Genomic DNA, 13681 nt, shown 5'->3' on the forward strand with positions numbered 1-13681 from the left:
GAACGGGCGGGTATCAATCGAACAGCGAGCCCTGCACGGGCAGCGGCCCCGATGGAGGGGCCGCGACGGCCGCGGGCGATGGACCGGCCGCCGGGGTGGGCGATGGTAAGGGCTGCGCGGGCTCCGGGAGGCTCCGGGAGGAAGAATCCACCTCCACCATGCGGCCATCGCCGGTCAGGAACGCGGCACGCACGGGCTCTCCGGGGAGCTGGGCCTGCACGGCCTGGCGGTAGCGCCGCATCTGCTCCACCAGCTCCGCCTGCCGCTCGGGGTCCGCCGCGCTCTTGTAGTCCAGCACCCACCACTCCCTGCGACCGTCGATGGAGCGCCGCACGAGCCGGTCGATGCGCAGGGTCTGCCCGCGGTGAACGATAGGGGCCTCGTCCATGGCCAGTTCGATGTCGGCGCTGTTCCAGGCCCAGGCCCCCTCGCCCTGCAGAATGCGCGAGGCCATGGCTGCAGCGCGCTCGGCCAGTTCGGCGGGCAATTCGAAATCCCGCGCCAGCTGCTGCAGGCGCGCACGCGTCCAGCGGGCGGAGCCTCCTGCGGCGGCGCCGGGCAGTCTGCCAGCCAGTCCCGCCTGCTCCAGCAACTGGTGCATCGCCTCGCCCTGCCGGGACACCGGTGTGGACGGCGCACGGCGTTCCCGGGGAAGTCCGGCAGCGGGCACGTCTGTTCCTGCTCCTGCCTCCAGCCCGGCTCCGGGCGGCGGCCCCATGGGCAGCGGCGCGGCGTCCCGCCATCCGGGCAGTTCCGGCAGTTGCGCGTCCACCGCGGCGTCCTGCCCGTCCCGCACGCCGCCGGCCGGGCCGGAGGTATCCTGCGGCACGTCGGCCGCCAGGGGCGCGACCCGGTTCCACCAACTGCCCGGTGCGGACTGCGACGCGCGCACGCACGACAGCGCCAGGCAGTGGCGCGCGCGCGTCATGGCCACGTACAGGGTATTGATCTCCTCGCGCTGGCGCTCCGCCTGCTCGGCGGCCAGTGCATCGGCAGCGCTGGGCGGGGGCGACGCCTCGCTCGCCAGGAAGACGAAGCGGCGCGGGGCCGGCAGTTCGCCGGGCCAGTCCACCAGCACCCCCATGGTCTCGGCCTTCCGGGCACGGCCGTCGGTGTCCAGCAGCAGCACGGCGTCCGCCTCCAGCCCCTTCGCTCCGTGGATGGTCAGAAGGCGCACGGCATCCGCGTCCACGCGGCCGGGGGCGCGCTGCCCCGGCCGCTTCAGGGCGCGCACGAAAGCGTAGGGCGTCAGGTAGCGGCCACCATCCTGCTGCAGTGCCGCCGACAACAGCGCGCGCAGGTTCGCCAGCACGCCGGGCCGCAGCGGCGCCGGCGCCGCCGCCGCATACCGGGCGAGCACGTCGCGGTGCCGGTAGATCGCGTCCAGTGCATCGTGGGGCGGCCACTGGTCCACCCACTGGCGGTAGAGCTGCAAATCATGCGACAGCGCGGGCAACTCGGTGTCCAGCAGCGCCCGGTCCGCCAGCAGTTCCAGCCAGCCCGGCACGCCGCCCTCCTGCGGCCCGGGCACGGCGGCGCGCTCCGCTTCCCTGCGGGCAGCCGCCACGCGCACCAGCAGCGCGTCGTCCACGCCGAACAAGGGGGAGCGCAAGGCGCGGGCCAGGGACAGATCGTGCCCCGGAGAGACCAGCACATCCAGCAGGGCCACCACGTCCTGCACTTCCGGGGCCTCGCACAGTTCCACCTTCTCGGGCTGCACGCACGGCAGGTGCAGGTCGCGCAAGGCATCCTGCAGGGCCGACAGGCGGTCGCGCTTGCGCGCCAGCACCATGATCTGCCGCGCCGGCACGCCGGCTGCGATCCGGTCGGCCACCCAGCGGGCGGCCTGCTGGCATTCGCGCATGCGCAGGGTCTCTTCCGCCTCATGCCGCGGCTGGACCAGGCTGTCGCGCCAGACAAGGGGGTCGGGCCGGGCCTGCGGTTGCCCATCCTCGGCATCGTCCGCGGCGTCTTCGATGGGCGGCAGGCGCAGCAGCACGCCCGCGTCCCGAGATTCGGTCGTATGGTCGCGGAATCCCGCATAGTCGGCCCGGGCCTGCGCGGCGCCCATGACGGCATTGACCGCGGCGATCACTTCCGGGGCATTGCGGCGCGTGTGGTCGCAGGCGAGCAGGTCGCCGCCCAGGCCCTGGCGCACGAAGGCCTGCGCGGCGCGGAACACCTGGGGCTCGGCGCGGCGAAAGCGGTAGATGCTCTGCTTGGGGTCGCCCACGATGAACACGCTGGGCGGCTGCTGCCCTCCCCCCGTGCCGACATACCCGGCGAGCCAGGCATGCAGCGCCTGCCACTGCAGCGGGTTGGTGTCCTGGAACTCGTCGATCAGCAGATGGCGCACGCGCGCGTCCAGGCGCTCCTGCACCCAGCCGCTGAGCACGGGATCGGACAGCATCACCAGCGCGGTGCGCTCCACGTCGTTCATGTCCACCCAGCCCCGGTCGCGCTTGAGCGCACCGAAGGCCGCCACCAGCGCCCGGGTCAGCCGCGCCATGCGCTGCTGGTGCAGCCAGGCCTCGTGCTGGCGCCGCGCGACGCACAGGGCCTGCAGTTCGCGCTCCGCCTCCTGCGCCGCGGCGAATTTCTCGAGATGGCGGGTGAGCCGGTCCTCATCGGCGACAAAGAGCGCCCCCCGCAGCGCCTCCAGCCGCTCCTGCAGGTCCGCGATGTCGCAGAACGCCGTGACGATGGCATCCCCGGCCTTCTGCGGCGTCTTGCCGGACTCCGAGCCCAGCGCCGCGGCCCAGGCCAGCCAGCGTGCGCGGCAGTCCTCCGCCGCGAGCGCCTGCGCGGGGTGGTCCAGGCCCGCCCATTGCGGCGACTGCGCATGGAACGGCGGGACCGAGGCATCGACCACGCCGCCCTCTTCCGCCAGCTCGAACTCCACGCGCTTCGCCAGGGCCGACTCCAGCGCCTTGCGGGTCTGGGAACGGCCGTGCAGGGCCACGGAATCGGCGAAATCCGCCCCCAGGCCGGCATCGGCCGCCACCTGCTGCAGGAACAGCGGCCACACCCGGCGCACGGCCTCGGCATCGTCTTCCAGCAGTTCGTAATGCAGCGGCAGCCCGCGCGACTGCAGCACCGCCAGTGGCGCGGTTCCGAGCAATGCGGCGAACCAGCTGTGGAAGGTGCGGATCTGCACCGGGCGGCCCGCACCCAGCACCTGCAGGAACAGGCCCTGCAGGCGCGCGCAGGCGTCTTCCGTGGCCTGCTCCGCCGGCACGCCCCGGGCTTCCAGCTCCGTGCGCAGCGCGGGCAGCGGCAGGTGCGAAAAAACCTCCAGCCATTCCAGCAGGCGCTGCCGCATCTCGCCCGCGGCCTTCTTGGTGAACGTGATCGCCAGGATCTCGTGCGGCCTGCAGCCTTCCAGTAGCGCGCGCAGGATGCGGGACACCAGCATCCAGGTCTTGCCAGCGCCCGCGCAGGCCTCTACCGCCACGCTGCGGGCGGGGTCGCAGGCGATGGCGTAGAAAGCCTCGCGCTCCACGGGCCGGCCGTTGTGTTCATAGGCAGCCTGCACACGCATCTCCATCATGGGTGTTCATCACGGCGGCAATCGCCAAGGCCAGCGGCGCTTGAGACCGGCGGGCCCCAGGCCAGCAGACGCCGCGCAAGGGCCGCCCCGCCGCGCTGGCGTCGTCCTCCTGCCCGCGAAGCGCAGCGTAGCGAGAGCGGGGGGAAGGCGCGTAGCGCCTCAGGGGAGTGGTTTCAATCACTCCAGAAATCCTTGCGGCACAGCCCGCGGGCAGAGCAGTAGTCGCACACCGCCCCTTCGCCGAGCGCCGGCAGCGGGTCACCTTCCGCGATGCGGGCGAAGTCGTGCAGCAGGCCCTCGACCAGCTGGTCGCGCAGTGCCACGACGTCTTCCTGCTCGAAGCTGCGGGTTTCGCCGCGCTCGCCGACGTTCACGTAGAGGGCGCGCAGTGTGTCGTCGCCCAGCAGCGCGGCATAGAAAGCCAGTTGCGTGTCCTCGGTGCCGGCGGCAATGCGGCGCCAGGTCGCGGATTCGCCCTCGGTCTTGTAGTCGATCACCATCACCGTGGGCGGCTCGCCGGGCACGGAAGCGCGCACCGCGTCCACGCGGTCCAGGGTGCCGATCAGCTCCAGGGGCCCGAGCGGCTGCACGCAGCGCCGCTCCGCCTCGCGGAAGCGAGCGCCGCCAGCCTCGTGCCCTGCCAGCCAGCGCAGGTAGCCTTCGCGCAGGGCCGGCCAGCCAGCCGAGAACGGCAGGAACTCGCCCACCGACAGCCGCTGGGCGCGGGTCGTGGCCTCGGCCGCGGCATCCAGCAACTGGCGGCGCGCTGCGGCGTCCTCCACCGGTGCATCGCGCAAGCCCTCGTGGAAACGCTGCAGCACGGCGTGCAGCCAGTTGCCGAAATCGCGCTTGTCCACCTCCGTGCCCAGTTCGTCCGACTCCTGCAGGCCCAGCAGCCGCAGGGCGAAGAAACGGTAAGGGCAGTGCCGCAGGTCCGAATAGGCCGACGACGATACCCTCGCGAGCGGCAACGCATCGCCGCGCGGCAGCGGCCTGGGCACCGGCGAAGGCGCCACCGCGCGCAACTCGCGCGGGTCGGTTCCCGCGCGGGGGGCCCCTTCGGCCTGCAGGGCCAGCACCAGCGGGCTGGCCAGCAGCGGTTCGCCCCCCTCGTCGCCAATGCGCCACAGCACGTCCACGTGACCCACCGACAGCGCGTGCGCCCATGCGGCACGCTGCGCGGCCTCCAGGTCTTCCCGCCGGGGCAGCCCCAGTTCCTTGCGCTGCTCCTTGGTCCAGGCGCCGGGAGGTTCCGGCGCGGCCTGCAGGCGCTTTTCATCGCATCCGGCGGCGACCAGGGCCGCGAAGGGCCGCGCCAGCATCTGCGGCAGGGGCACCACGACGGCGTCCGGGGCCCCGTCGCCGCCGAATTCGGGACGGAAGCGCCCCGCCTCCAGTACCTCGTCCGCCCAATGCACGAACTCGGCCAGTGACAGCGGCCGGCCGGAGGCATCCAGCCCGCGCCACTCGCCTTCCTGGGCCAGGTCGAGCCGCAATTCCGCCAGCACGCGCAGTCCGGCGGCGTCCGCCTGCAGCCGCTCCCACTGACCCGTGGACTGCAGCAGCGCCCGCAGCGCGGCGAGCCAGCCTGGCAGATCGCGCGGGGCCTGCAGCAATGCGCGCCATGCTTCCGCACGCCGCACCAGCGCCCGCCAGCCCTCCGCCGTGGAGGAGCCTTGCGCTTCGGGAACGTCCGCCTCGGACGCGTCCTGCGCTGCCCCGGCCGCCAGCCCGGTGCTGCGCACGGCCGCCGCCCAGTCACCCATGCCGGCGCGCCGCAGCCAGCGCTCGGCCTGCCGCAGCGCCTCGGCATCGGCCGTGGGAACGTGCTTGAGCCAGTCGAGCACCGCATCGCCGGAGGCATGCGCCATGCAGGCGCGCAGGGCCGCCATCACCTGCGCCCCCGCCCGGGTGGTGGACAGCGTCCAGCCGTTCTCGTCGTGCACGCCCACGCCCCGCCCTGCCAGCAGCGCGCTGATGCGCCGCGTCAGTGCCCGGTCGATGGCCGCCAGGGCCACCGGCGTGCGGCCTTCGGCCACATGCCGCAGCACGCAGGCGGCCGCCCTCTGGGCCTCGTCCTCCGCGTCCGCAGCTGCCTGCAGCGCCACGTCGCCGGCGGCGGGGGCAGAAGGAGGACACAGCGGCAGCACGCAGGCGCGCTCCGCCCCCCAGAGGGCGCAGAGCGCATGTGCCAGCGGATCGGGCTGGAATCCGTCCAGCACCACCAGGACGGGGGCGGCGGCACGCACGCGCGGCTCGAACAGCACGTCGGTGACGTGGCGCGTGGCCAGGGCCCATTCCAGCGCGATGCGGGCGACCGCCGCTTCGTAGCGCAGGGCCGCGCCATCGGCCGCGGGGGGCAGCCACGACCGCATCCTCTCCGCCCAGGCCTCGCGGCCTGCAGGGGGCACGGCGGCGACCGCCGGCGCGAGCTGGCATGCGGCATCGAGCAGCGGCCCCGCCAGCACGTCGCGCTGCCCGCCCAGTCCCGCCCGGTCCAGCAGGGAGCGGGCGGTGAGCGTGTCCCGCGCCGTATCGCGCGCCAGGTCGTCGCCTTCGGGCACGAAAGTCGCCAGGCGCGCGGCCCAGTTGCGGGTGGTCTCGAAGCGCGGCGCGAAGCCGTCCGGAAAGGCGCTCGCCCAGCGGCGCTGGGCCTCCCCCATGAGCTGGGCGTAGGGAACGAGCACCACCGCCGCGCCCGCAGGCTGCCCGGTACTGCGCACGAAGCGGTCCAGATGGTCGAGCAGCACCTTCCAGGCATCGTTCCGCGATTCGGTTTTCGCTATGACTGTCATAGCGCCTGAGTCGCTATCCACCACATCGAGCAGGGAATGTCTTTCTGTCACAATCCCAGGACTGTATCCGCACCTTTCCCCACAATCCATTTACTTCGCCTCCACAAGGAACGCGCCATGGCCAGCGAACTGATCAAACACATCTCCGACGCCAGCTTCGAAGCCGACGTGCTGCAACCCGGCACCACGGTACTGGTGGACTACTGGGCCGAGTGGTGCGGCCCGTGCAAGATGATCGCCCCCATCCTCGACGAAGTCGCCGATTCCTACCAGGGCAAGCTCACCGTGGCCAAGATGAACGTGGACGAGAACCGCGAAGTGCCCGCCAAGTTCGGCATCCGCGGCATCCCCACGCTCATGCTGTTCAAGGACGGCCAGCTCGCCGCCACGAAGGTCGGCGCGATGAGCAAGGCGCAGCTGACGTCCTTCATCGACCAGCAGCTCGCCTGAGTCTCCCGGCACTCCCGGTGCGCCAGGCCTGCATGCCCCTTGCGCACCGGCCCTCCCCCTTCCGGCACCCACTTGCCGGCACCCGTGCAAAGCCCCTGATGAGCGGGCGCCTTTTCCTGTCATAATCCGCATCGATCACCGGGCCAGCCCAGCATCGGCCCCCGTCGCAGATCCTCCAGACCCGCCTGGACGCCATGAGCAGTCCCCCCGGCATGCGGTCTCCCCCTGAATTCCTATTTACTCCGTTTCGGAGTCACCCCCATGCATCTAAACGAACTCAAGGCACTGCACGTGTCCGAAGTGCTGAAGCAGGCCGAAGAGCTGGAGATCGAGAACACCGGGCGCATGCGCAAGCAGGAGCTGATGTTCGCGATCATCAAGAAGCGCGCGAAGGCGGGCGAGCAGGTCTTCGCCGACGGCGTGCTGGAGATCCTGCCCGACGGCTTCGGCTTCCTGCGCAGCCCGGACACGAGCTACACCGCAAGCACGGACGACATCTACATCTCCCCCAGCCAGGTGCGCCGCTTCAACCTGCACACGGGCGACATGATCGAGGGCGAGGTCCGCACGCCGAAGGACGGCGAGCGCTACTTCGCGCTGACCAAGCTCGACGCCGTGAACGGCGGCCCGCCGGAGCAGAACAAGCACAAGGTCATGTTCGAGAACCTGACCCCTCTGTTCCCCAAGGAGCAGATGAAGCTCGAGCGCGACATGAAGGGCGACGAGAACATCACGGGCCGGATCATCGACATCATCGCCCCGATCGGCCGCGGCCAGCGCGCGCTGATCGTCGCGCCGCCCAAAAGCGGCAAGACGATGATGATGCAGCACATCGCCCACGCCATCACGGCCAACAACCCCGACGTGCACCTGATGGTGCTGCTGGTGGACGAGCGCCCTGAAGAAGTGACCGAAATGCAGCGCACGGTCAAGGGCGAGATCATCGCCTCCACCTTCGACGAGCCCGCCGCCCGCCACGTGCACGTGGCCGAGATGGTGATCGAGCGCGCCAAGCGACTGGTCGAGCTCAAGAAGGACGTGGTGATCCTGCTGGACTCCATCACCCGCCTGGCCCGCGCCTACAACAACGTCGTGCCCTCTTCCGGCAAGGTGCTGTCGGGCGGCGTGGATGCCGCTGCTCTGCAGCGCCCCAAGCGCTTCTTCGGAGCCGCTCGCAAGGTCGAAGAAGGCGGCTCGCTCACCATCATCGCCACGGCGCTGGTGGACACCGGCAGCCGCATGGACGAAGTGATCTTCGAAGAGTTCAAGGGCACCGGCAACAGCGAAATCCACCTGAACCGCCGCCTCTACGAGAAGCGCGTGTTCCCGGCGATCGAGCTCAACAAGAGCGGCACGCGCCGCGAAGAGCTGCTGCTGCCCCCGGAAATCCTGCAGAAGACCCGGATCCTGCGCCAGTTCCTCTACAACATGGACGAGATCGAAAGCATGGAGCTGATGATCAAGAACATGAAGGCCACCAAGACCAACGTCGACTTCTTCGACATGATGCGCCGCGGCGGCTGATCCGCGACACGCATCCCTGCGAAGGGCCAGAGGCCCCGCCACGGCAACGCAGCGGGGCCTTTTCGCATTTCGCCCCCGGCGTGGGGTCAACTGCCGCTGCCGCTATGGCTCCCGGGGGTTACGGCGAAGCGGCGCTCCAGCGCGCTGTAACCCAGGCCCACGCCCTTGCGCACGCGGATCTGCACGGGAATGCGGTCCTTCACCGCCTCCACGTGGCTGATGATGCCGATCGCCTTGCCGCCGGACTGCAGGCTGTCCAGCGCATCGAGCGCGATCTCCAGCGTGTCCGGGTCGAGCGTGCCGAAGCCTTCGTCGAGGAACAGCGAATCGATGCGGGTCTTGTGGCTCACGAGGTCGGAGAGCGCCAGGGCCAGCGCCAGGCTCACGAGGAAGCTCTCGCCCCCCGACAGCGTGCGCGTGTCGCGCACCACGTCGGCCTGCCAGGTGTCGACCACCTCCATCTCGAGTTCGCCCCCGGCGCGGCGGGCTAGCTGGTAGCGGCCGTGCAGCCGCTGCAGCCGCAGATTGGCCAGGTGCACGAGGTGGTCCAGCGTGAGTCCCTGGGCGAACTTGCGGTACTTGGCGCCGTCGGCCGAGCCGATCAGGCCGTTCAGGTGCTGCCATGCGTCGGCATCGGCCTCCAGCGCCGCGATTTCCGCGAGCAGCGCCTGCAGGCCCTCGCGCCGGCGCGCGTCCTCCCGCAGCCGGCCGGCGATCTCGCCCTGGCGCTGCGCGGCCTGCGTGCCCTGCGCTTCCAGATCGGCCAGTTCGGTTTCCACCTCGGGCAATGGGCGGTCCGACAACGGCGTGGACAGCAGCGCGTCCAGGGCCTGTGCGGCTTCGCGGTGCAGCGCCTGCGCGGCGGTGAGCGACTGCCGGGCGCTTTCCACGCCATCCTGCAGGGCCTGCCGCTCGGCGGGCTCCAGACGCGCTGCGAGGAAATCTTCGACATCCGTGAAAGGACTTTCCGCCAGGGCGGTTTCCCAGGCGGCTGCCCTGCGCGCCACCTCTTCGGCCGCCACGGCATGGGCCTGCTGCTGTGCATCGCGCGTGCCACCCAGAGTGGCCAGGGCCGCTGCGTGTGTCTGCACGGCCTGCGCCGCTTGCTGCAGCAGCTCCTCCAGCCGATTAGGCGCCAGCGCTTCTTCGCTCACACCCAGGAAGTCCTTTTCTTGCAAGGCATGGCGTTGCGAGGTGTCCGCCAGCGCATCCCGGCGCTGCGCCCACTGTTGCGCCACGGCCTCTGCATCCTTCGCCCTCTGCTGCTGCAGCGGCAGCTGCGCCAACAGGGTCTGGCGGCGGGCGCAGTCGGCCTGCCATGCCTCCAGTTCGCGCGTGCGATCCTGCAGCCAGCGCCCCGGCTGCGCAGGCAGGTCGTACCCGTGGTCGGCGAGCTCCTGTGCCAGTTCGCTCTCCATGCCCTTCAAGTCCGCCGCCACCCGATCGAGCGCCTCCACCAGCGACTGCAGTTGCTGCCTCTGGGCCTGAAGATCCCGCTCCGCCAGCGCCCGTGCCTGCTGCGCCGCGCCGGCATCGCGCTCGGCCTGCTGCAGCGCGCGTTGCGCCGATTCGCCGCGCTCGCGCGCCCGGGCGAGTTCAGCGCCATGGGCCTGCACATCGCCCACGGTCTGGGCATGCCGGCGCTGCGCGTCTTCCAGCAACGCGCTGTCGGTGCGATCGGCGGGCCACTCCAGGGCTGCGCACAGCGTTTGCCAGCGGCCCTCCAGCTCTGCCACCGCGCGCTCGCTGGCCGCCGCATCTTCGTGGGCGCGGGCTTGCTGCGCGTGCAGTGCGGCCAACGTGGCTTCGGACTGCCGCCGCTCGTCGGCGATGGCGTCCAGCGCGCGCCTTGCGCTCTCCAGCGCCGATTCGGTGGCGGATACGTCCAGGGCTTCGTAGGCCGCCAGGGCCGGGTGTTCGGTGGCACCGCAGAGCGGGCAGGATTCGCCGGGCCGCAGTTGCTGCCGGTGGGCTTCCAGCGACTGGATGCGCCGCTCCTGCGCAAGCAGGCGTTCCTGGTCGCGCACGCGCTGTTGGCCGTCGGCATGCCGCATGGCGAGCTGCTGCAGCGATGCCTCCAGTGCAACTGCCCGCCCTTGCCGCTCCGATTGTTCCGCCCATCGCCGCGCCTGTTCCAGCCGCTGTGTGGCGATGCGCTCCCGGCACTCCCGCGCCTGCGCCCAGAGATGCCCCTGCCTGGCGAGCCGCAGCGGCTCTTCGCGCCAGTAGGCCTCATCCCGGCCCGCCAGGCGCTCCACATAGGCGCCACGGGCCTGCTCCGTGGCCGCCTGTGCATCGGCCTGCACGGCGTCGGCATGCCGCGCAGCCTCGCCCGCGGCCTGCAGCAGCGGTTCCTGCCCGGCACACCGGTCGGCCATCTCCTGCCGCTGTGCCTGCGTCCGGCCGATCTCCTCCTGCAGCCGGGCCCGGGCCTGGAAACGGCTGCGCCAGTCGCCCAGCCGGTCGGCGAGCGCCGCATGGCGCGGATCGTCGATGCCCCCGGCTTCCAGCGCCGCCAGGGCCTCGCGGCCCGCCTGCCTCTCGCCGAGCCGCAGCACCGCGAGATGCCTGCTCACCACGGCCGCACGGTCCAGCGCCAGGGCATGCGCCGTGGCGGCTTCGGCCAGCCGGGCGGTGCTTTCCCGCAGCCGCAGCGCGCAGGCAGCCTCCGCCTGCTGCGCCGACTGCCACGCCGCGTGGACGGGTGACAGGCGCATGGCCGGCTCCGCGCGCCGCAGGCGCTGCACGTCGGCATCCCGCGCGGCCCAGGCACCGTCCGCCGCGATGGCATCGGCCTGTGCGGCGGCGCTGCGCTGCTGCGCCCGCTCCAGTGCACTGAACCATTCGCGCTCCTTCCCGGCCTCGGCGCGCCGGGCCCGAAGAGAGCGCAACTGCGCCTCCAGGCCCGCCGCCTCCTGCTCCAGCGCGTCGCGGTCCGGCGCGTCCAGCAGATCGACGCCTCCGGCCCGGGCCCGCGCCGCCTCCAGTGCGGTCCTCGCGTCGCGCGCGCGCTCGTGCACGCGCTGCGAGATGCGTCCGTAGATGTCCGTGCCCGTCAGCTCTTCGAGCAATTCCGCGCGCTTGCCGGCCGGCGCCTCCAGGAAGGCCGCAAAGCCCCCCTGGGCGAGCAGCATCGACTTGGTGAAGCGCCCGAAATCCAGCCCCGTCAGCGTTTCGACGTGCTTCAATTTTTCCTGCACCTTGGTCGTGACCGGGCGGGCCGTGCCATCGGCCGCGAGGATCTCCGCCAGCTCCACCTGCGCGGGCTGCAGCGCGCCGTCGGGCCGGTCCCGGGCACGCCGCTGGCTCCAGAAAGCCCGATAGCGCCCCCCGGGCACGGCGAACTCCACCTCGGCGAGGCATTCGGCGGTGTGCCGCGTCATCAGTTCGTTGCCACCCTGCGAGACGCCACCGATGCGTGGCGTCTGGTGGTAGAGCGCCAGGCAGATCGCGTCGAGCAGCGTGGTCTTGCCCGCGCCCGTGGGTCCGGTGATGGCGAACAGCCCGCCGTCCGAGAACGGCACCTGCGTGAAATCGATGCGCCACTCACCCTTCAGCGAATTGAGGTTCTTCAACCGCAGCGACAGGATCCTCATGCCGCCCCCTCTTCCTGCAGGTCGGACAGCACACCCCGGTGCATGGCCGAGAGCCGCTCCCGCAGTGCCTCGTCCAGCGACTCCTCCCGCAGGCGGCGCTCGAACACGTCGCCGGGGGCCAGTTCGTCAAGGGTCTCGCGGGCGGTGGGCACGAGGGCCGGAGCCGCACCGCCCCTCGCACGCCGCACCCGCAGCACCTCCACGGGCAGGCCGTCGGCCATCGCCGCGACGCGCGCCTGCAGGTCGGGCAGGTAGTCGTCGCCGGCCACCTCCACGTCGAGCCAGGCGGGCGTTTCCGGCGTGCCGGCCCGCGCCGCGGCGGTGAGCGCCGCAGGCAGGGTGGCGAGGCTGCCGCGCAGCGAAGCCATCGGCTGGAAACACGGCACCGGCAGCGGAGTGACCGACTGCAGGCCCGCCAGGTCGAAATCCACCTGCAGCACCTCCTTGCGCTGCGCGGCCTCGTCGAAGCCCAGCGGTATCGGCGATCCGCAGTAGCGGATGTGCTCGTGCCCGCCCACCTTCATCGGCTGGTGGATGTGCCCGAGGGCGATGTAGTCCGCCGGGGGAAATGCATCGGTCGGGAAGGCCTCCAGCGTGCCGACGTAGATGTCCCGCACGGCGTCGCCGCCCGTGGCGCCCACGGTGGCGAGGTGGCCGGTGGCCACGATCGGCAGGCCGCCCAGCGATGCGCTGCGGTCCCGCGCGATCTCGAAGAGTGCTCCATAGTGCACGCGGATCGCCTGCTGCAGCGCCATCCGCTTGTCTGCGGCGCTCTCGCCGGGCAGGCTGAGCAGCAGCTCGCGCGCGCGCAGGTACGGCACCGCGCACAGCACGGCGCCCGGCCCGCCGCTGCGCCGCTGCAGCACCAGCACCTGCTCCGCGGGCGTGGCGGCCGCGCAGGGCACCACGCGGGCGCCCAGCTCGGCCAGCAGCGCACGGCTCTCGCCCAGCACCGCGGCAGAGTCGTGATTGCCGCCCAGCACCACCAGTGCGGTCCCGGCGTCGCGCAGCGACAGCACGGCGTGGTGGTAGAGCTCGCGGGCATGGCTGGGCGGGGCCGATGTGTCGAACACATCGCCGGCCAGCAGCACGGCATCCGCCTGGCAGGCTGCCGCCTGCGCGGCCAGCCAGTCGATGAACGCACGGTGCTCGGTCTGGCGGGTCTTGCCCATGAAATGCTGGCCCAGGTGCCAGTCGGAGGTGTGCAGCAGACGCAAGATGGAGGGATTCCCATGGAAGGCCCCGTTGCCGGGGCTGGCGCTTCATTGCGCGGTTGTGCGATAATGGTAGGCTTTTTCGAAGCGGAAAGTGCGTCGCAATGGGTGCGGCGTGGCTCCCGCAGCAGCCCCCCAGAAAGGACCATGCCATGAAAGAAGGCATTCACCCCAACTACCGCGAAGTGCTCTTCGTGGACCTGTCCAACGGCTTCAAGTTCGTCACCCGCTCCTGCGTGAACACCAAGGAAACCGGCAAGACCGACGACGGCCGCGAACTGCCGCTCTTCAAGCTGGACACCTCCAGCGAATCGCATCCTTTCTACACCGGCACGCAGAAGTCGGTGGACAACATGGGCGGCCGCGTCGAGCGCTTCCGCAACCGTTTCGGCAAGACTGCCGCCGCGAAGTAATCCAGCGGTCCTCCGGACCTGGAGCGGCACGGATGGCCGCACGGCACTCCGCCCCCGCATCCCGCCAAAGGCAGCCCGGCACGTCCGCGCTGCCTTTTTTACTGCCCGGCCCGCCGGGTGGCTCCGCGCAGGCTTTTGC

General features: G+C 71.4%; 7 protein-coding genes. 3 read left to right on the forward strand and 4 right to left on the reverse strand.

Going from position 1 to position 13681, the window contains the following annotated elements:
- Positions 1-13: 13 nt before the first annotated feature.
- Entirely contained in the window at positions 14-3550 is a 3537-nt protein-coding gene (locus tag BLR05_RS12330) for a UvrD-helicase domain-containing protein (protein ID WP_092834766.1), read from the reverse strand.
- Between the two features lie 173 nt (positions 3551-3723).
- A complete protein-coding gene (locus BLR05_RS12335; RefSeq protein ID WP_092834767.1) occupies positions 3724-6345 on the reverse strand; it encodes a PD-(D/E)XK nuclease family protein in 2622 nt (873 codons plus the stop codon).
- A 117-nt stretch (positions 6346-6462) separates the two neighbouring features.
- Here BLR05_RS12335 and trxA point away from each other — a divergent pair, with 117 nt between their 5' ends.
- Complete coding sequence (gene trxA, locus BLR05_RS12340) at positions 6463-6795, forward strand: thioredoxin TrxA (RefSeq protein ID WP_013594976.1); 333 nt, start codon at positions 6463-6465, stop codon at positions 6793-6795.
- A gap of 261 nt (positions 6796-7056) precedes the next feature.
- Positions 7057-8319: a transcription termination factor Rho gene (rho, locus tag BLR05_RS12345; RefSeq protein ID WP_013594977.1), complete on the forward strand. Its 1263-nt coding sequence runs from the start codon at positions 7057-7059 to the stop codon at positions 8317-8319.
- 86 nt (positions 8320-8405) lie between these two features.
- Here the strand turns inward: rho and BLR05_RS12350 are convergent, their stop codons facing one another.
- Together BLR05_RS12350 and sbcD are read right to left on the reverse strand one after the other, a co-directional pair.
- A complete protein-coding gene (locus BLR05_RS12350) occupies positions 8406-11915 on the reverse strand; it encodes an AAA family ATPase (RefSeq protein ID WP_092834768.1) in 3510 nt (1169 codons plus the stop codon).
- Complete coding sequence (gene sbcD, locus BLR05_RS12355; RefSeq protein ID WP_092834769.1) at positions 11912-13132, reverse strand: exonuclease subunit SbcD; 1221 nt, start codon at positions 13130-13132, stop codon at positions 11912-11914. Before sbcD ends, BLR05_RS12350 begins: the two co-directional genes overlap by 4 nt.
- Positions 13133-13281: 149 nt before the next feature.
- On the opposite strand from sbcD, the gene BLR05_RS12360 reads away from it, so the two are divergent.
- On the forward strand, positions 13282-13542 hold the full coding sequence (locus tag BLR05_RS12360; RefSeq protein ID WP_013594980.1) for a type B 50S ribosomal protein L31: 261 nt from the start codon (positions 13282-13284) through the stop codon (positions 13540-13542).
- Positions 13543-13681: the final 139 nt, after the last annotated feature.

This window comes from Paracidovorax cattleyae, assembly GCF_900104515.1.
Lineage (GTDB): Bacteria > Pseudomonadota > Gammaproteobacteria > Burkholderiales > Burkholderiaceae_C > Paracidovorax > Paracidovorax cattleyae.